At 62.5% G+C, this 16380-nt stretch carries 26 protein-coding genes and 1 pseudogene; all 27 read left to right on the top strand.

Features of this window, described 5'->3' with window-relative positions:
• Nucleotides 1–827: pseudogene (locus RTN46_RS06310) on the top strand (hypothetical protein); the annotation flags it as partial.
• Nucleotides 828–859: 32 nt separating this feature from the next.
• Nucleotides 860–985 (top strand): hypothetical protein, encoded by a 126-nt coding sequence (locus tag RTN46_RS06305; RefSeq protein WP_312179898.1) that lies wholly within the window; start codon nucleotides 860–862, stop codon nucleotides 983–985.
• Nucleotides 986–1623: 638 nt separating this feature from the next.
• The gene (gene rpsJ, locus RTN46_RS06300) at nucleotides 1624–1932 is read left to right on the top strand and encodes a 30S ribosomal protein S10 (protein WP_003803825.1); all 309 of its coding nucleotides are present in this window, start codon (nucleotides 1624–1626) and stop codon (nucleotides 1930–1932) included.
• Nucleotides 1933–1948: 16 nt separating this feature from the next.
• On the top strand, nucleotides 1949–2605 hold the full coding sequence (gene rplC / locus RTN46_RS06295; RefSeq protein WP_066295948.1) for a 50S ribosomal protein L3: 657 nt from the start codon (nucleotides 1949–1951) through the stop codon (nucleotides 2603–2605).
• 4 nt (nucleotides 2606–2609) lie between these two features.
• A complete protein-coding gene (gene rplD / locus RTN46_RS06290) occupies nucleotides 2610–3224 on the top strand; it encodes a 50S ribosomal protein L4 (RefSeq protein ID WP_312179896.1) in 615 nt (204 codons plus the stop codon).
• On the top strand, nucleotides 3221–3526 hold the full coding sequence (gene rplW / locus RTN46_RS06285) for a 50S ribosomal protein L23 (RefSeq protein ID WP_104052736.1): 306 nt from the start codon (nucleotides 3221–3223) through the stop codon (nucleotides 3524–3526). The genes rplD and rplW overlap by 4 nt, the downstream gene beginning before the upstream one ends.
• Nucleotides 3527–3556: 30 nt before the next feature.
• Nucleotides 3557–4396, top strand: coding sequence for a 50S ribosomal protein L2 (gene rplB, locus RTN46_RS06280; RefSeq protein ID WP_312179894.1), 840 nt, complete (start codon nucleotides 3557–3559; stop codon nucleotides 4394–4396).
• Between the two features lie 12 nt (nucleotides 4397–4408).
• On the top strand, nucleotides 4409–4690 hold the full coding sequence (gene rpsS, locus RTN46_RS06275; protein ID WP_066295933.1) for a 30S ribosomal protein S19: 282 nt from the start codon (nucleotides 4409–4411) through the stop codon (nucleotides 4688–4690).
• A gap of 38 nt (nucleotides 4691–4728) precedes the next feature.
• Nucleotides 4729–5094: a 50S ribosomal protein L22 gene (gene rplV / locus RTN46_RS06270; protein WP_066295929.1), complete on the top strand. Its 366-nt coding sequence runs from the start codon at nucleotides 4729–4731 to the stop codon at nucleotides 5092–5094.
• Complete coding sequence (gene rpsC, locus RTN46_RS06265) at nucleotides 5095–5934, top strand: 30S ribosomal protein S3 (protein ID WP_227894280.1); 840 nt, start codon at nucleotides 5095–5097, stop codon at nucleotides 5932–5934.
• Nucleotides 5935–6351, top strand: coding sequence for a 50S ribosomal protein L16 (gene rplP, locus RTN46_RS06260; protein WP_055239353.1), 417 nt, complete (start codon nucleotides 5935–5937; stop codon nucleotides 6349–6351).
• 2 nt (nucleotides 6352–6353) lie between these two features.
• Nucleotides 6354–6674 (top strand): 50S ribosomal protein L29, encoded by a 321-nt coding sequence (rpmC, locus tag RTN46_RS06255; protein WP_312179889.1) that lies wholly within the window; start codon nucleotides 6354–6356, stop codon nucleotides 6672–6674.
• Entirely contained in the window at nucleotides 6671–6976 is a 306-nt protein-coding gene (gene rpsQ / locus RTN46_RS06250; protein ID WP_312179888.1) for a 30S ribosomal protein S17, read from the top strand. The genes rpmC and rpsQ overlap by 4 nt, the downstream gene beginning before the upstream one ends.
• A gap of 373 nt (nucleotides 6977–7349) precedes the next feature.
• Complete coding sequence (rplN, locus tag RTN46_RS06245; protein ID WP_055239356.1) at nucleotides 7350–7718, top strand: 50S ribosomal protein L14; 369 nt, start codon at nucleotides 7350–7352, stop codon at nucleotides 7716–7718.
• 3 nt (nucleotides 7719–7721) lie between these two features.
• On the top strand, nucleotides 7722–8081 hold the full coding sequence (rplX, locus tag RTN46_RS06240; protein ID WP_312179885.1) for a 50S ribosomal protein L24: 360 nt from the start codon (nucleotides 7722–7724) through the stop codon (nucleotides 8079–8081).
• Nucleotides 8081–8650, top strand: a complete 570-nt coding sequence (rplE, locus tag RTN46_RS06235; RefSeq protein WP_066295909.1) for a 50S ribosomal protein L5 — start codon at nucleotides 8081–8083, stop codon at nucleotides 8648–8650. The genes rplX and rplE overlap by 1 nt, the downstream gene beginning before the upstream one ends.
• Before the next feature lie 83 nt (nucleotides 8651–8733).
• Nucleotides 8734–9132, top strand: a complete 399-nt coding sequence (rpsH, locus tag RTN46_RS06230) for a 30S ribosomal protein S8 (protein WP_066295906.1) — start codon at nucleotides 8734–8736, stop codon at nucleotides 9130–9132.
• A gap of 18 nt (nucleotides 9133–9150) precedes the next feature.
• On the top strand, nucleotides 9151–9687 hold the full coding sequence (gene rplF, locus RTN46_RS06225; RefSeq protein WP_312179884.1) for a 50S ribosomal protein L6: 537 nt from the start codon (nucleotides 9151–9153) through the stop codon (nucleotides 9685–9687).
• A 2-nt stretch (nucleotides 9688–9689) separates the two neighbouring features.
• Nucleotides 9690–10073, top strand: a complete 384-nt coding sequence (gene rplR / locus RTN46_RS06220; RefSeq protein ID WP_312179883.1) for a 50S ribosomal protein L18 — start codon at nucleotides 9690–9692, stop codon at nucleotides 10071–10073.
• A gap of 29 nt (nucleotides 10074–10102) precedes the next feature.
• Nucleotides 10103–10777: a 30S ribosomal protein S5 gene (gene rpsE, locus RTN46_RS06215; RefSeq protein WP_312179881.1), complete on the top strand. Its 675-nt coding sequence runs from the start codon at nucleotides 10103–10105 to the stop codon at nucleotides 10775–10777.
• Complete coding sequence (gene rpmD / locus RTN46_RS06210; RefSeq protein ID WP_152227310.1) at nucleotides 10777–10989, top strand: 50S ribosomal protein L30; 213 nt, start codon at nucleotides 10777–10779, stop codon at nucleotides 10987–10989. The genes rpsE and rpmD overlap by 1 nt, the downstream gene beginning before the upstream one ends.
• A 1-nt stretch (nucleotide 10990) precedes the next feature.
• The gene (gene rplO / locus RTN46_RS06205) at nucleotides 10991–11449 is read left to right on the top strand and encodes a 50S ribosomal protein L15 (protein WP_312179877.1); all 459 of its coding nucleotides are present in this window, start codon (nucleotides 10991–10993) and stop codon (nucleotides 11447–11449) included.
• A gap of 281 nt (nucleotides 11450–11730) precedes the next feature.
• Nucleotides 11731–13044 carry a preprotein translocase subunit SecY gene (secY, locus tag RTN46_RS06200; protein WP_312179875.1) on the top strand — a complete coding sequence of 438 codons (1314 nt, stop codon included), beginning with the start codon at nucleotides 11731–11733 and terminating at the stop codon, nucleotides 13042–13044.
• Nucleotides 13041–13613: an adenylate kinase gene (locus tag RTN46_RS06195; RefSeq protein WP_312179874.1), complete on the top strand. Its 573-nt coding sequence runs from the start codon at nucleotides 13041–13043 to the stop codon at nucleotides 13611–13613. The genes secY and RTN46_RS06195 overlap by 4 nt, the downstream gene beginning before the upstream one ends.
• An 18-nt stretch (nucleotides 13614–13631) precedes the next feature.
• Nucleotides 13632–14453: a type I methionyl aminopeptidase gene (gene map, locus RTN46_RS06190; RefSeq protein WP_396157397.1), complete on the top strand. Its 822-nt coding sequence runs from the start codon at nucleotides 13632–13634 to the stop codon at nucleotides 14451–14453.
• Between the two features lie 280 nt (nucleotides 14454–14733).
• Nucleotides 14734–15729, top strand: a complete 996-nt coding sequence (locus tag RTN46_RS06185; RefSeq protein ID WP_312179873.1) for a sugar ABC transporter permease — start codon at nucleotides 14734–14736, stop codon at nucleotides 15727–15729.
• The coding region (locus RTN46_RS06180) for a carbohydrate ABC transporter permease (protein ID WP_312179871.1) at nucleotides 15726–16380 on the top strand (655 nt) is incomplete at its 3' end. The genes RTN46_RS06185 and RTN46_RS06180, both read left to right, overlap by 4 nt.

Genomic DNA, 16380 nt, shown 5'->3' with positions numbered 1-16380 from the left:
CCGCAGGAACCCCGCCGCTGCTCTACGCAGCGGCCCTGCTCCTCGCCGCGGAATTCGAACGCTCGATCCTCACCGTTCCGGTCCCGCCCGGTTACGGCAACCTATGGCCGGCGTGGACCGCCGCCGTGTTACTCCAGGCTCTCAGGCTTTTTGTAACGCTGCCTCCTCCGGTTCCTGGAACGCTGCTGCGCGTCCGGATCATGGGTGCCGCTTCCTGTTTTGTCCTGGTCCTGGGAGCGGTACCGGCCATGGCCGAATACAACAGCTCAGCGGTCCTCGGATCCCTGACCCTGATCGCCGCACTTGCCCTCGCCGTCCGCGAATTCCCGGTAAACCTGCGCGAATCCGCGACGGAAGCCGCCTGCCTGGTGGCAGCCCTGGCCGTGCAGCGGATCGCCTGGGTTGCCCTTGGAGACGCCGATCCGTTCTGGTCCGTGCAGTACTGGGCCGTCGTCCTCGCGGCACTGGCCGGGTGGGAGTACCTGCGGAAACGCGACGGCCGGGGCACCGCCCTGCTCTCGGGCACCGCGGTCATCCTCTCCGGCGGCGGCCTGGCGTCCATAGGGTCCGGGGGAGCGGGGGAACAGCTCTGGGCCCTGGTGGCACATGCGGGGCTGCTTGCCTTCGGGCTGCTTGCCAGCCGGAAGCTGTTCACCATCTGGGGTGCCGCCGGCGTCGCCTTGGCCGTGCTCTGGTACCTGCGCGGGTACACGTTCCTCCTCCTGGCGCTCCTGGCGGCAGGGCTGATCGCGCTCGCCGTCTGGCGGCTGACCCGCGTCCGCAGCGAACCTGTTGATGCCCGCGGAAAGGAAGAGAGCAGGCTCTGACACCGGCGGCCCTGCTCAGCTAGGCTCGATGCATGGAAATTCTCATTCTGCTGGTCATCGCCGCGGCGGTGGTGGGCGGCGTGGTGTGGAGCCGCCGGCATTTCTCGCACGAGGTTGACCGGGCAAAGCGAATCCGCCGGGCCAACCGCCAAGACTGACCAAGGCCGGTCCTGACCCCGACGGGTCCTGCCCCCGACGGGTCCTGCCCCGACCCCGACTGGTCCTGACCCCGACTGGTCCTGCCCCCGACCGGTCCTGACCCCGACCGGTCCTGCCGCCGACCGGCCCTGACAGGCCGCCCAAAAGGGGAGCCAGGTTTCGGTCACCCGGGTGGCTGGGCTAGAATGAAGGAAATGACGCGCCGCGCCACCGGACATCCCGTCCGTAGCTGCGGTGCCATGCTAAAGCCAGGCGGTAAGGCTGTGCGCTAATTCGCGTTCTGCGTCCCGATCTGGCAAACTAGAGAAGTTGTTCAAGCGCTTTTGTGCCCGCACGCGCTGAGCAGGCCGCGGTAAACGGCACTGTGTGCGTGTTGAGATTGCGTCCCGGCCAGGATAATGCCTGGCGCAGGGTCCGGTCCTTCAGGGGAAAAGCCCAGATATAACCCGCCCCCATTCTTGTCGGGTGTTGCCAGTTTCAAATCTGCGACACGCCCGAGCGCGGGGGTCGGAGCCTCGGCAGGTTGAGGAACCCGGAGCTTCCGGATTCAGCTTGTTGGAGGAGCGCCGGGGCCACCATGGCCGCCAGGGGCAAAAACTGTACAGAGAGCAATACTCGAAGAAAGAGGCACGACGCCATGGCGGGACAAAAAATCCGCATCCGGCTGAAGTCGTATGACCACGAGGTCATTGACGTATCAGCACGGAAGATCGTTGAGACGGTCACGCGTGCAGGCGCAACGGTAGTAGGCCCCGTGCCGCTGCCCACGGAAAAGAACGTGTACTGCGTTATCCGTTCGCCGCACAAGTACAAGGACAGCCGCGAGCACTTTGAAATGCGCACGCACAAGCGTCTCATCGACATCATTGACCCCACGCCTAAGGCCGTTGACTCGCTGATGCGTCTTGACCTGCCTGCAGACGTGAACATCGAAATCAAGCTGTAGGGGGGAGCAGATACTTATGTCTTCTTCACTTACCCGCCAGGTTAAGGGCCTCCTGGGCACCAAGCTGGGCATGACCCAGGTCTGGGACGAGAACAACAAGCTCGTCCCCGTCACCGTGGTCCAGGCTGATTCCAACGTCATCACCCAGCTGCGCGACGCTGCGAAGGACGGCTACACCGCCGTTCAGATCGGCTACGGCCAGATCGATCCCCGCAAGGTCACCAAGCCGCTGGCCGGCCACTTCGAGAAGGCCGGCGTTACGCCGCGCCGCCACGTTGTTGAGCTGCGCACCGCTGACGCCGATACCTACGAGCTGGGCCAGGAACTCTCCGTTGAGATGTTCGAAGCCGGCCAGAAGGTCGACGTCACCGGAACCTCCAAGGGCAAGGGCTTCGCTGGTGTCATGAAGCGTCACGGCTTCCACGGCGTCGGTGCCTCCCACGGTGCCCACAAGAACCACCGCAAGCCCGGCTCGATCGGTGGCGCATCCACCCCCGGCCGCGTCTTCAAGGGTCTTCGGATGGCCGGCCGCATGGGCGCCGTCCGTCACACCACGATGAACCTCACCATCCACGCCGTGGATGTTGAGAAGTCGCTGCTGCTGATCAAGGGTGCCGTTCCCGGCGCCCGCGGCCAGGTCGTCCTCGTACGCACCGCCGTGAAGGGAGCTTAGTCTCATGGCTAACGAAACCACTGTTGAATTCCCCGCAGCGATCTTCGACGTTCAGACGAACGTACCGCTGCTGCACCAGGTAGTTGTGGCACAGCTTGCCGCAGCCCGCCAGGGCACGCACAAGACGAAGACCCGCGCAGAGGTCAGCGGCGCAGGCCGCAAGCCGTTCAAGCAGAAGGGTACCGGCCGCGCCCGTCAGGGCTCGATCCGTGCTCCTCACATGACCGGTGGCGGCGTTGTCCACGGACCGACGCCCCGCGACTACAGCCAGCGCACCCCCAAGAAGATGATTGCCGCCGCACTTCGCGGAGCACTCTCCGACCGGGCACGCAACGGCCGCATCCACGTGCTGGAAACCCTGGTAGCCGGCGAGACGCCGTCGACCAAGGCCGCACGCGAATCGCTGCGTTCACTTTCCGACCGCAAGAACATGCTCGTTGTCATCGAGCGCGCCAATGATGTTGCTGCACTGTCCGTGCGCAACCTCACCGATGTTCACGTGATCTATGTAGATCAGCTGAACACCTACGACGTGCTTGTTGCCGATGACGTGGTCTTCACCAAGGCTGCCTACGACGAGTTCGTTGGCAAGAACACTGTCAAGGAGGACGCCAAGTGAGCGCGACCACCGCTAAGGATCCGCGCGACGTCGTGCTTGCACCCGTCGTCTCGGAAAAGAGCTACGGCCTGATCGACGAAGGTAAGTACACCTTCCTGGTCGACCCCCGCTCGAACAAGACCGAGATCAAGCTGGCCGTGGAGAAGATTTTCTCCGTCAAGGTCGACTCGATCAACACCATCAACCGTGCCGGTAAGCGTAAGCGGACCAAGTTCGGATGGGGACAGCGCAAGAACACCAAGCGCGCCATTGTCACCCTGAAGGACGGCACAATCGACATCTTCGGCGGTCCGCTCAGCTAGAGCGGAGACCACTTTAACGAGGAATAAAAAATGGGAATCCGTAAATACAAGCCGACTACACCGGGCCGTCGCGGCTCGAGCGTAGCCGACTTCACCGAAATCACGCGGTCAACGCCGGAAAAGTCGTTGGTTCGCCCGCTGCCCAAGAAGGGCGGCCGTAACAACACCGGTAAGATCACGACCAGGCACAAGGGTGGCGGACACAAGCGCCAGTACCGCCTGATCGACTTCCGCCGGCATGACAAGGACGGCGTCGACGCCCGCGTTGCAGAGATCGAATACGATCCGAACCGCACCGCCCGCATCGCGCTCCTGCACTATGTTGATGGCACCAAGCGTTACATCATTGCGCCGAACAAGCTCAAGCAGGGCGACTTCGTCGAGGCCGGCGCCGGGGCTGACATCAAGCCCGGCAACAACCTGCCGCTGCGCAACATCCCCGTGGGTACCACCATCCACGCAGTTGAACTGCGTCCGGGCGGCGGTGCCAAGATGGCCCGCTCCGCCGGTGCTTCTGTTCAGCTGGTTGCCAAGGAAGGCCGCTTCGCACAGCTGCGTCTGCCCTCCGGCGAAATCCGCAACGTCGACGCACGCTGCCGCGCAACCGTCGGTGAAGTTGGCAACGCCGAGCAGTCCAACATCAACTGGGGCAAGGCCGGCCGTATGCGCTGGAAGGGCGTTCGCCCGACCGTCCGCGGTGTCGCCATGAACCCGGTAGACCACCCGCACGGTGGTGGTGAAGGTAAGACCTCCGGTGGACGCCACCCGGTCAACCCGAACGGTAAGCGCGAAGGCCGTACCCGCCGCCCCAATAAAGAGAGCGACAAGCTTATTGTGCGTCGCCGTCGTTCCGGCAAGAACAAGCGATAGGAGCCTGGAAACATGCCACGCAGCCTGAAGAAAGGCCCCTTCGTCGACCAGCACCTGTTCCTTAAGGTAGCGGCCGAAAACGAAAAGGGCACCAAGAACGTCATCAAGACGTGGTCCCGCCGCTCGATGATCGTCCCCGACATGCTCGGACACACGATCGCCGTGCACGACGGACGCAAGCACATTCCGGTGTTTGTCACCGAGTCGATGGTCGGGCACAAGCTCGGCGAATTCGCTCTGACGCGGACATTCCGCGGCCATGTGAAGGACGACCGCAAGGGCAAGCGCCGCTAGGCGCTGCTCTTTCGGCAGAAGACGAGAGAAGGAAAGCAATGGAAGCCAAGGCAATTGCGCGTCATATCCGCGTAACGCCTATGAAGGCCCGGCGCGTCGTCAACCTTGTTCGTGGCAAGCAAGCGAATGAGGCTCTGGCAATTCTGAAGTTTGCCCCCCAGGCAGCTTCGGAGCCGGTATTCAAGGTAGTTCAGTCGGCAATGGCCAACGCGCGTGTCCTCGCGGACCGCGACGGCGTGGCCTTCGACGAAGGTGACCTCTACATCAGCGAAGCATTCGTTGACGAAGGACCCACCATGAAGCGGTTCCAGCCGCGTGCCCAGGGCCGCGCGTACCGCATCAACAAGCGCACCAGCCACGTCACCGTGGTAGTCGCAACCCCGAAGAACGAGGAGGACCGTTAAGTGGGACAGAAGGTAAACCCGCACGGGTTCCGACTCGGCATCACCACTGACCACGTTTCGCACTGGTTTGCTGACAGCAACAAGCCGGGCCAGCGTTACAAGGACTTTGTCCGCGAGGACATCAAGATCCGTCAGCTCATGTCCACGGGCATGGACCGCGCCGGTATCGCCAAGGTTGAGATCGAGCGCACCCGCGACCGTGTCCGTGTGGATATCCACACCGCACGTCCGGGCATCGTGATCGGCCGCCGCGGCGCCGAAGCAGACCGCATCCGTGGCGAGCTCGAAAAGCTCACCGGCAAGCAGGTTCAGCTGAACATCCTCGAGGTCAAGAACCCCGAGATGGAAGCACAGCTTGTTGCCCAGGGTGTTGCTGAGCAGCTCTCTTCCCGCGTGGCTTTCCGCCGTGCGATGAAGAAGGCCATCCAGTCCGCACAGCGTGCAGGTGCAAAGGGTATCCGTATCCAGTGCTCCGGCCGTCTGGGCGGCGCTGAAATGAGCCGTTCCGAGTTCTACCGCGAAGGCCGTGTGCCCCTGCACACCCTCCGCGCGAACATCGACTACGGCTTCTTCGAAGCAAAGACCACCTTCGGCCGCATCGGCGTGAAGGTCTGGATCTACAAGGGCGACGTCACCTCCAAGGAACTGGCTGCACAGCAGGCTGCTGCACCGTCCCGCGGACGTTCCAACGACCGCCCGGGCCGCGGCCCGGCCGACCGTGGGGACCGTGGCGGCGACCGTCGTCGTCGTCCCGAGCGTGCCGATAAGGCCGCTGCGCCTGCTGCAGAGGCTCCGGCCGCTGAGGCAGCCGCCCCCGCAGCAGAAGGAGGACAGGCTTAAATGCTTATCCCACGTCGAGTCAAATACCGTAAGCAGCACCACCCGGGTCGTTCCGGCGCTGCAACCGGTGGCACCGCAGTCAGCTTTGGTGAGTGGGGTATCCAGGCTCTTACGCCTGCGTACGTTACCAACCGCCAGATTGAAGCTGCCCGTATTGCCATGACGCGCCACATCAAGCGCGGCGGCAAGGTCTGGATCAACATTTATCCGGACCGTCCGCTGACGAAGAAGCCTGCTGAAACCCGTATGGGTTCCGGTAAGGGTTCTCCGGAGTGGTGGGTTGCAAACGTCAAGCCGGGGCGGGTTCTGTTCGAACTCTCCGGTGTTTCCGAAGAGGTAGCTCGCGAGGCTCTGCGCCTGGCGATCCATAAGCTGCCGTTGAAGGCACGCATTGTGCGTCGCGAGGGTGGTGAATAGCAATGGCTATCGGTTCAAAGGAACTTGCAACTGATCAGCTGGACGGGTTCGACAACGAGCGTCTCGTTGAAGAACTGCGTAAGGCTAAGGAGGAGCTGTTCAACCTCCGTTTCCAGTCCGCCACCGGGCAGCTGGAGAACAACGGCCGTCTTCGCGCCGTCAAGCGCGACATCGCCCGCATCTACACGGTGCTGCGCGAGCGTGAACTGGGCATTCGTCCCGAGGCAGTAGCTCCCGTTGAGGAAGCTGCTCCCGAGAAGAAGAAGTCCAAGAAGAAGGCTCCCGAGTCCGAAGCGACGGTTGCCGAGGATGATGCCAAATGAGCGAAAACAAGAATGAGGCAGCAGTGACAAACGACGCAAACAGCGCCGATGTCCGCGGGTACCGCAAGACCGCTCGCGGCTACGTGGTCTCGGACAAGATGGATAAGACCATCGTTGTCGAGGTCGAAGACCGTGTGAAGCACGCGCTGTACGGCAAGGTTCTTCGCCGCACGTCCAAGCGCAAGGTGCACGACGAGGAAAACTCGGCCGGCATCGGTGACCTGGTCACCATCGCCGAGACCCGGCCGCTGTCCGCTACCAAGCGGTGGCGCCTGGTCGAGATCGTCGAAAAGGCTAAGTAGCTTCCAGGCTGCAAAGCAATAACGGGCCGGTCAGTGAGCCGGCAGGTACAGCATCAGCTGCCCTGCCGGCCCGCGGACGCCGTCCAAAGCGTCAGGGCCCCGGCCGCGATATCATTCGATTTCGTTTCCGGGGCCCTTTCGCGATAAACTTGAAATCTTGTCTGTGTGGTGCGGAAGCATGTCCTCTTTGGGGCGCCCTTTCTCACCGCCGAATAAGACAAAAGCCCGATAATCTTGTTCAGCATGGTGCTGCGGCTTGCGCTGCAGAGCGGCCCGTCAGGGGTCGGTGCTGAGTACCAGTATTACGGGGTCCACCCATATCCGTTCCGCAAGGCTCAACAACTGAGAACCGGCGCGACGACAGGAGTACTAAGTGATTCAGCAGGAGTCGCGACTGAAGGTCGCCGACAACACGGGTGCCAAGGAAATCTTGACCATCCGCGTTCTCGGTGGATCCGGCCGTCGCTACGCAGGCATTGGCGACACCATTGTTGCCACCGTCAAGGACGCAATTCCCGGCGGCAACGTCAAGAAGGGCGATGTGGTCAAGGCCGTCATCGTCCGTACCAAGAAGGAACGCCGCCGCCAGGACGGTTCCTACATCAAGTTCGATGAGAACGCTGCAGTGATCTTGAAGAATGACGGAGACCCCCGCGGTACCCGTATCTTCGGCCCGGTCGGCCGCGAGCTTCGCGACAAGAAGTTCATGAAGATCATTTCGCTTGCTCCGGAGGTGCTGTAGACCATGGCAAAGATCAAGAAGGGTGACCTGGTTCAGGTCATCACCGGCGCAAAGGCAGAGCGCGGCGGAGACCGCGGCAAGCAGGGCAAGGTGCTGAAGGTTTACACCGACACCAACCGCGTCCTGGTTGAAGGCATCAACACCGTCAAGAAGCACACCAAGGTCGGCCAGTCCTCCAAGGGCTCCAAGACCGGTGGCATCGAGACCGTTGAAGCCCCCATCCACGTTTCCAACGTTGCAATTGTTGACCCGGAAACGAAGAAGCCCACCCGCGTTGGCTACCGCACCGAAACCGTCACGAAGGACGGCCGGACCCGCACCGTTCGCATCCGCGTCGCCAAGGGCTCTGGGAAGGACCTCTAATGACTGAGACCGTCACCAAGATCGTTCCCCGTCTGAAGACCCGCTACGCAGCGGAGATCAAGAAGACTCTGCAGGACGAGTTCAACTACGCAAACGTCAACCAGGTTCCGCGCCTCGTCAAGGTCGTCGTGAACATGGGCGTTGGAGATGCCGCCAAGGACTCCAAGCTCATTGACGGTGCCGTGCGCGACCTGACCGCGATCACCGGCCAGAAGCCGCAGATCACCAAGGCACGCAAGTCGATCGCACAGTTCAAGCTGCGCGAAGGCATGCCGATTGGCGCGCACGCAACGCTGCGCGGCGACCGCATGTGGGAATTCGTGGACCGCCTGGTTACCCTGGCGCTTCCCCGTATCCGCGACTTCCGCGGCCTGAGCGGCAAGCAGTTTGATGGCAACGGCAACTACACGTTCGGTCTGACCGAGCAGTCGATGTTCCACGAAATCGATCAGGACAAGATCGACCGCGTACGCGGCATGGACATCACCGTGGTTACCACCGCCAAGACCGATGACGAGGGACGCGCGCTGCTGAAGGCGCTCGGCTTCCCGTTCAAATCCGAAGATTAATTACTACGTAAAAGGTCTGCTGCCCGCCACCGGCATAGCCGCGGCTGCAGCAGAAACCGTTACGAGGGAGGGCTAGAGCCCACATGACAATGACAGATCCTGTCGCAGACATGCTCACGCGTCTGCGCAATGCAAACTCGGCATACCACGATTCCGTGTCCATGCCGTACAGCAAGCTCAAGGCACGCGTTGCCGACATCCTGAAGGCCGAAGGCTACATCGCCGGCTGGAAGGAAGAAGAGGCTGAGGTTGGCAAGACGCTGACCCTGGACCTCAAGTTCGGTCCGAACCGCGAGCGTTCAATTGCCGGCATCCGCCGCATTTCCAAGCCCGGTCTGCGCGTTTACGCGAAGTCCACCAACCTGCCGCGTGTGCTGGGTGGCCTGGGTATCGCAATCCTGTCGACGTCGTCAGGTCTCCTGACCGACCGCCAGGCCGCCAAGAAGGGTGTGGGTGGGGAAGTCCTCGCCTACGTCTGGTAGCAGGGAAGGGAAAGAAAAATGTCACGTATTGGACGTCTGCCCATCTCTGTCCCCGCCGGAGTCGACGTTGCCGTTGACGGCAACAACGTTACGGTCAAGGGTTCCAAGGGAGAGCTGAGCCACACTGTGGCCAGCCCGATCACGGTTTCCCTGGACGAGAACACCATCACCGTCGCCCGCCCCAATGACGAGCGCGAATCCCGTTCCCTCCACGGCCTGACCCGCACCCTGATCTCCAACATGATCATCGGTGTGACCGAAGGCTACAAGAAGGACCTGGAAATCGTTGGCACCGGTTACCGTGTGCAGGCCAAGGGCTCGGACCTCGAGTTCGCCCTGGGCTACAGCCACCCGGTTTCCGTGAAGGCTCCGGAGGGCATCACGCTCACCGTTACGGGCCCCACGAAGCTCACTGTTTCCGGCATTGACAAGCAGCAGGTCGGCGAGGTTTCCGCCAACATCCGCAAGCTGCGCAAGCCTGACCCCTACAAGGGCAAGGGCATTCGTTACGCCGGCGAGATTGTCCGCCGCAAGGTCGGAAAGGCTGGTAAGTAACCATGGCCATCAGCATTAATAAGAAGCGCAATTCCAAGAGCAAGTCCGCTTCCCGGAGCCGCCGCCAGCTGCGGATCCGCAAGCGCATTGCCGGCACCGCGGCTCGTCCGCGTCTGGTCGTCAACCGCTCTGCCCGCCACGTATTCGTCCAGGTTGTCGATGACAGCCGCGGCGTTACCGTTGCATCCGCGTCGACCATGGAAGCAGACCTGCGTTCCATGGAGGCCGACAAGACTGCCAAGGCCAAGCGCGTCGGCGAGCTCGTTGCCGAGCGCTCCAAGGCTGCCGGCGTTGAAGCCGTTGTCTTTGACCGCGGCGGAAACCGCTACCACGGCCGCATTGCGGCTGTTGCAGACGGCGCACGCGAAGGTGGGCTGGCACTGTGACCGAGGCTAACAAGGAAAAGGAAAATCAGGTGACTGAAGCTACATCTGCTGAGGCAACTGAGACCAAAGAAACCGCTGCCGCAGGCACCGACGACCGCCGCGGCGGCCGCCGGGGCGAGCAGCGCTCCGACCGTGGAGGCCGTGACCGCGGCGGACGCGGCGGACGCGACGGCGGACGTAATGATGACAAGGACAAGTTCATTGAACGCGTCGTGACCATCAACCGCGTCGCCAAGGTTGTCAAGGGTGGTCGGCGCTTCAGCTTCACCGCTCTGGTTGTTGTCGGTGACGGCAACGGCATGGTCGGCGTTGGCTACGGCAAGGCAAAGGAAGTTCCCTCGGCTATCGCCAAGGCTGTCGAGGAAGCGAAGAAGTCATTCTTCCGCGTTCCCCGCATCGGCGGCACCGTACCGCACCTCGTCCAGGGTGAAGCTGCTGCAGGCGTCGTCCTGCTGCGTCCGGCTTCCCCGGGTACCGGCGTTATCGCCGGCGGTCCGGTCCGTGCGATCCTCGAGTGCGCCGGTATCCACGACGTGCTTTCCAAGTCGCTGGGTTCCTCCAACGCGATCAACATCGTGCACGCCACGGTTGCAGCGCTTAAGGGTCTCGAAGAGCCGAAGGCAGTGGCAGCCCGCCGCGGCCTGCCGCTGGACGAGGTTGCTCCCGCCGCGATGATCCGCAACATGCAGAAGGCAGGTGCCTGATGACTACTCCGAAGCGCGTTGCCGTCAGCTCGGCACAGCTGGAAATCACTCAGATTAAGTCCACCATCGGTGGTAAGCAGAATCAGCGCGACACGCTGCGTTCACTCGGCCTCAAGCACATCGGCGACACCGTCGTCCGCAGCGCAGATGCCGTGACCGTTGGCATGATCAACACGGTTCCGCACCTCGTGAAGGTTGAGGAGGCGAAGTAACATGGCCGAAGAAAAGAATAATGCTCTGAAGGTCCACCACCTGCGTCCCGCACCGGGTGCCAAGACGGCTAAGACCCGTGTTGGCCGTGGTGAAGGTTCCAAGGGTAAGACTGCTGGCCGCGGTACCAAGGGTACGGCTGCCCGCTACCAGGTCAAGGCCGGTTTCGCAGGCGGGCAGCTTCCGCTGCACATGCGCCTGCCGAAGCTGCGCGGCTTCAAGAACCCGTTCAAGGTCGAATTCCAGGTTGTAAACCTGGACAAGATCTCCGAACTGTTCCCCGAAGGCGGCGAGATCACCGTTGAGGCCCTCGTAGCCAAGGGTGCCGTGCGCAAGAACCAGCCCGTCAAGGTCCTGGGCACCGGCGACATCACCGTCAAGGTTGATGTGAAGGTTGACGCCTTCTCCGCCAGCGCCGCAGAAAAGATCGCTGCAGCAGGCGGATCGGTTACGGCGCTCTAAGCACCGTGACAGACCGTGCGGGCTTCGTTCCCGGTGCCCGGGTAATCCGGGCACCGGGGCGGGGCATGCACTCCATCTGCTGACTACTAAGCTCCCGGCAGGCCACATGAAAGGCCCACCGGGAGCTTAGTGTCTTTAACCCCGGTGCCATTACCCGGTCTCCGCTGTTAACTGCTGTTGGTGCCATTAACACAACAGTGGGTCTGAGCGGATAGACTCAGTTTCTGTCATCAGTCCCGCCGGGACTCATTCCATACTTCAGGATTACTTCAGGAGGACGCTTGCTTAGCGCTATTGGCCGGGCTTTCCGGACGCCAGACCTGCGACGCAAGCTGTTGTTTACGCTGGGAATCATCACTATCTTCCGCATGGGTGCTTTTATCCCGGCACCGGGTGTTGACTACGGCAATGTGCAGCAGTGCTTGGCTCTTGGCGCCACCTCGGGTGGCCTGTATGAGTTTGTGAATCTCTTCAGCGGCGGTGCGCTGCTGCAGGTCTCCGTCTTCGCCCTCGGCATCATGCCGTACATCACCGCGAGCATTATCGTGCAGCTGCTCCGCGTGGTTATCCCGCACTTCCAGGCCCTCCACGACGAAGGGCAGCAGGGACAGTCGACGCTGACGCAGTACACGCGTTACCTCACGATCGCCCTTGGCCTGCTGAACGCGACCACGGTTGTTTCGCTGGCCCGGACAGGTGCCCTCTTCAACAACCAGTGCGCCCTGGATATCATCCCGGACGACAACATCATCACGATCCTCCTGCTCATCATCACCCTGACCGCCGGAACCGGCCTCATTATGTGGATGGGCGAGCTGGTCACCGAAAAGGGCGTCGGCAACGGCATGTCCCTCCTGATCTTCACCTCGATCGTGGCGAGCTTCCCCAGCGCCCTGGGTGCCATTCTCTCGGCACAGGGCTGGACGGTCTTCCTCGGCGTGATCGCGATCGGTATCGTCACGGTCGCCCTGGTGATCTTCGTTGAGCAGTCCCAGCGCCGTATTCCGGTGCAGTATGCCAAGCGCATGGTCGGACGCCGGACCGTCGGCGGGACCAACACCTACATTCCGATCAAGGTCAACATGGCCGGCGTGATCCCAGTGATCTTCGCGTCCTCCATGCTGTACCTGCCCTCGCTGCTGGCCCAGTTCAACACCCCGTCCGACGGCACTGCTCCGCCGGAATGGGTCGTCTGGATCAACAACTACCTGACATCGGGCGACCACCCGCTGTACATGGCCGTGTACTTCCTGATGATCGTGTTCTTTACGTACTTCTACGTCTCGATCACATTCAACCCGGAAGAAGTCTCCGAGAACATGAAGAAGTACGGCGGTTTCATCCCCGGCATCCGTGCCGGCCGCCCCACCGCCGAATACCTGCAGTACGTGCTGTCCCGCATTACCCTGCCCGGCGCCCTCTATTTGGGCCTTGTTGCCCTTATTCCGCTGATTGCCCTGGTGCTGGTCGGGGCAAACCAGAACTTCCCGTTCGGCGGAACCTCGATCCTCATCATGGTTGGTGTGGGCCTCGAGACGGTCAAACAAATTGACGCACAGCTTCAGCAACGTCACTACGAAGGGTTATTGCGATGACACGACTGCTCATTATCGGGCCTCCCGGCGCCGGCAAGGGAACACAGGCTTCCCGGATCTCGGACCGCCTCGGTATCGCAGCCATCTCCACTGGTGACATCTTCCGCTCCAACGTCAAGAACCTGACTCCGCTGGGTGTCGAGGCCAAGAAGTACATCGACGCCGGCAACTTTGTTCCCGACGAGGTCACGAACAACATGGTCCGTTCGCGCCTCAAGGAAGACGATGTAACCGAAGGCTTCCTGCTCGACGGTTACCCGCGCACCACCGCGCAGGTGGAGGAACTCGACGACATCCTGGCTTCCAGCAATCAGAAGCTCGATGCTGTCCTGCTGCTGACGGCGGACGACGAGGAACTCGTGGCGCGCCTGCTGAAGCGGGCGGAAATCGAAGGCCGCGCGGACGATAACGAAGAAGTCATCCGTCACCGCCTCGACCTCTACAAGCAGCAGACGGCCGACGTCGTCGCACGCTACGAGGACCGCGGCATCGTGACCCGGGTCAACGGCCTGGGCGATATCGACGAAGTCACCGAGCGCGTGATGCAGGCGCTCAAGGACCACAGCTAACAGATAGAAGGCGAGACGTTGGCCCAGCCACGGATCCAGTACAAATCCAACGCACAGATGCGCACCATGCTCGAAGCCGGCCTGGTGCTGATCAAAGCCCTGGACGCAGCGGTGGAAGCCGCCCGTCCGGGAGTGACCACGGCTGAACTGGACAAGGTTTTTGCTGCGGTCCTGGCGGAAGCCGGTGCCACGTCAAACTTCCTCGGTTACTACGGTTTTCCGGCGACCATTTGCACCTCCGTCAATGAGGAAGTCGTGCACGGCATCCCCGGTTCCCGCGTGCTGGACGACGGCGACATCATCTCCATCGATGGCGGTGCGGTGGTCAACGGCTGGCATTCGGACTCAGCCCGGACCGTCATCGTCGGAACGGCTGATCCCGAGGATCAGCGTCTCTCCGACGTCACCGAGAACGCCATGTGGCACGGCATTGCAGCCGCCGCCAAGGGCAGGTTCGTGGGTGACATTGGTGCTGCCGTGGACGACTACGTCAGCAGCGTGCCGGGGAAGCCGCTGGGCATCCTCGAGGACTACGTGGGCCACGGCATTGGTTCGGAAATGCACCAGGCACCTGATGTGCTCAATTACCGGACCAGTCACCGCGGACCGAAGCTTAAGCCCGGCATGTGCCTGGCAATCGAGCCGATGCTGGTCCGTGGAGGAATCGAGACCCGCACGCTGGAGGATGACTGGACTGTTATTACCACCGACGGTGCGCGCTCCTGCCAGTGGGAGCACTCGGTGGCCATCCATGAGAAGGGCATCTGGGTGCTGACGGCGGCCGACGGCGGTGCGTCGCGGCTGGCGCCGCTTGGTGTCACTCCTGTGCCGATTCCGTAGCAGCTGCTTTTTGTGAAAGGCCCGTTCCGCCTCCAGGCGGGGCGGGCCTTTCACGTATCCGGGCTGCCCGGCACCGCTGGAGGCAAACCCGGAAATCACCGGCCAAATCCGTCAAAGGAGCAGGGGCCCGTCACAAAATGAACGCGGGCTGAACGGGCGCTGAAAGCCTGGGCAACGCGTGCTGAAGACTTTCCCCAAAGCGGTTGTTTCCGGTTTTACGGGGCCCTGGCGAACCTACGCTGAAGGCATCCACCAACTGCCGACGAAGGTTCTTCGCCCCATGTCATCCTCCACTTTGTCCCCGGCGCTGACGGCGCGCCCGGAGCGGTCAGCGCCCGGCAGCTCCAGCACCGGGGGAGTGCCACCGGCACCCCGGACCCGCCGGCCGGCCGCCAGGTGCTCCCGGCGGCGCAGCAACTGGCTGCTGTTCCCGCTGCTTGCCGGGCCCAACATCGCCCTGCTGCTGGTCTTCACCTACAAGCCGCTGCTGCAGTCCCTGTACTACTCCACGCTGCAGTGGAACATCGGCTCCAGTATCGCCAGGCCCGTGGGCCTGCGGAATTACACGGACTGGTTCACCGCGTCCTCCACACCCCAGATCGTGGGCGTCACGGTCATCTTCACCCTGGCCACAGTAGGCGGCGGCATGGTCATTGGCCTGCTCCTGGCGCTGCTGCTGAACAGCAAGCTCAAGCTGAGGGGAGCGGCCCGGACGATCGTCGTCGCGCCCTACGTCCTCTCCGGCGTCGCCGTCGGACTGCTGTGGCTTTTTGTCTTCGACCCGAACTTCGGCGTGACCTCGGCGCTGCTGCAGGCCGTGGGACTGCCTTCCCCGGACTGGTACAACGACCCCGGATATGCGCTGGCCATGGTGATCATCGTCTACCTCTGGAAGAACACGGGCTACGTGGCCCTGATCTACCTGGCCGGCCTGCAGGCCATTCCACGGGACGTGCTCGAGGCCGCCGCACTGGACGGGGCAGGCCGGATCCGCAGCCTCCTCTCGGTGGTGCTGCCTCTGCTGGGGCCCACAACGTTCTTCCTCTCCGTCACCACCCTGCTCAGCTCGCTGCAGTCCTTCGACATCATCCAGGCCATGACCAAGGGCGGTCCGCTCGAGGGCACAACCACCATGATGTACCAGATCTACCGGGAAGGATTCAGCAACGGGACGGCCGGCTACTCCTCGGCCATCGCCACCATTCTTTTCGTGGTCCTGCTGGCCGTCACGCTGGTCCAGCTCAAATTCGTCGAAAAGAAGGTGCACTACTCATGAGCCGTACCCGGACCCGGACCCGGATTGCCGGCTACGGCACTCTGCTGGCTGCCGTTGCCGTGATGGTGCTGCCGCTGGCCTGGATGGCGCTGGCCAGCTTCAAGGAACCTGATGAGATCTACACGGTGCCGATCCAGTGGCTCCCGGAAGCGTGGGACCTCTCCAACTACGCGGCCGCCCTGGAACGGGTGCCGTTCGGCAATTTCTTCGCGAACTCGCTCCTGGTGACCGCCATCGGAGCCTCACTCAAGATAATCCTCGGCCTGACGACGGCGTATGCCCTGGTGTTCCTGGACGTGCCGTTCAAGAAGGTGTTCTTCGCCGTCGTAATTTTGGCCTTGCTGATACCCCAGCAGATCGTGATCATCCCCAACTACACGCTGGTTGCCGGGCTGGGCTGGCTGAACACCTACCAGGGCATGATCCTGCCGGGCCTGGCCAGCGCGTTTGGCACGTTCCTCTTCCGCCAGCACTTCCTTTCGCTTCCGGCCTCGGTCCTGGAAGCGGCAGGGCTCGACGGCGCCGGTCACCTGCGCAGGCTCTTCCAGTTCGTGGTCCCGATGTCCGCGCCCACCATCGCCGCCGGCCCCCTTGTCTCGGTGGTCAACGAATGGAACGAATACCTGTGGCCGTTCCTGGTCGCCTCCGACG

This window comes from Arthrobacter sp. (assembly GCF_031988865.1).
Taxonomy (GTDB): domain Bacteria; phylum Actinomycetota; class Actinomycetes; order Actinomycetales; family Micrococcaceae; genus Arthrobacter_B.
Note: the sequence above shows the minus strand (reverse complement) of the source record. Positions and strands in the feature narration are given on the sequence as shown.

Excerpts from the sequence above, each read along its gene's own strand:
- rplB (WP_312179894.1), top strand. The coding sequence starts at position 3,557 with ATGGGAATCCGTAAATACAAGCCGACTACACCGGGCCGTCGCGGCTCG.
- rpsH (WP_066295906.1), top strand. The coding sequence starts at position 8,734 with ATGACAATGACAGATCCTGTCGCAGACATGCTCACGCGTCTGCGCAAT.
- RTN46_RS06305 (WP_312179898.1), top strand. The coding sequence starts at position 860 with ATGGAAATTCTCATTCTGCTGGTCATCGCCGCGGCGGTGGTGGGCGGC.
- RTN46_RS06195 (WP_312179874.1), top strand. The coding sequence starts at position 13,041 with ATGACACGACTGCTCATTATCGGGCCTCCCGGCGCCGGCAAGGGAACA.
- rpmD (WP_152227310.1), top strand. The coding sequence starts at position 10,777 with ATGACTACTCCGAAGCGCGTTGCCGTCAGCTCGGCACAGCTGGAAATC.
- rplX (WP_312179885.1), top strand. The coding sequence starts at position 7,722 with ATGGCAAAGATCAAGAAGGGTGACCTGGTTCAGGTCATCACCGGCGCA.
- rplD (WP_312179896.1), top strand. The coding sequence starts at position 2,610 with ATGGCTAACGAAACCACTGTTGAATTCCCCGCAGCGATCTTCGACGTT.
- rplE (WP_066295909.1), top strand. The coding sequence starts at position 8,081 with ATGACTGAGACCGTCACCAAGATCGTTCCCCGTCTGAAGACCCGCTAC.
- rpsJ (WP_003803825.1), top strand. The coding sequence starts at position 1,624 with ATGGCGGGACAAAAAATCCGCATCCGGCTGAAGTCGTATGACCACGAG.
- rplC (WP_066295948.1), top strand. The coding sequence starts at position 1,949 with ATGTCTTCTTCACTTACCCGCCAGGTTAAGGGCCTCCTGGGCACCAAG.
- rplV (WP_066295929.1), top strand. The coding sequence starts at position 4,729 with ATGGAAGCCAAGGCAATTGCGCGTCATATCCGCGTAACGCCTATGAAG.
- rplO (WP_312179877.1), top strand. The coding sequence starts at position 10,991 with ATGGCCGAAGAAAAGAATAATGCTCTGAAGGTCCACCACCTGCGTCCC.
- rpmC (WP_312179889.1), top strand. The coding sequence starts at position 6,354 with ATGGCTATCGGTTCAAAGGAACTTGCAACTGATCAGCTGGACGGGTTC.
- rplF (WP_312179884.1), top strand. The coding sequence starts at position 9,151 with ATGTCACGTATTGGACGTCTGCCCATCTCTGTCCCCGCCGGAGTCGAC.
- RTN46_RS06185 (WP_312179873.1), top strand. The coding sequence starts at position 14,734 with ATGTCATCCTCCACTTTGTCCCCGGCGCTGACGGCGCGCCCGGAGCGG.
- rplP (WP_055239353.1), top strand. The coding sequence starts at position 5,935 with ATGCTTATCCCACGTCGAGTCAAATACCGTAAGCAGCACCACCCGGGT.
- rpsQ (WP_312179888.1), top strand. The coding sequence starts at position 6,671 with ATGAGCGAAAACAAGAATGAGGCAGCAGTGACAAACGACGCAAACAGC.
- rplR (WP_312179883.1), top strand. The coding sequence starts at position 9,690 with ATGGCCATCAGCATTAATAAGAAGCGCAATTCCAAGAGCAAGTCCGCT.
- rpsS (WP_066295933.1), top strand. The coding sequence starts at position 4,409 with ATGCCACGCAGCCTGAAGAAAGGCCCCTTCGTCGACCAGCACCTGTTC.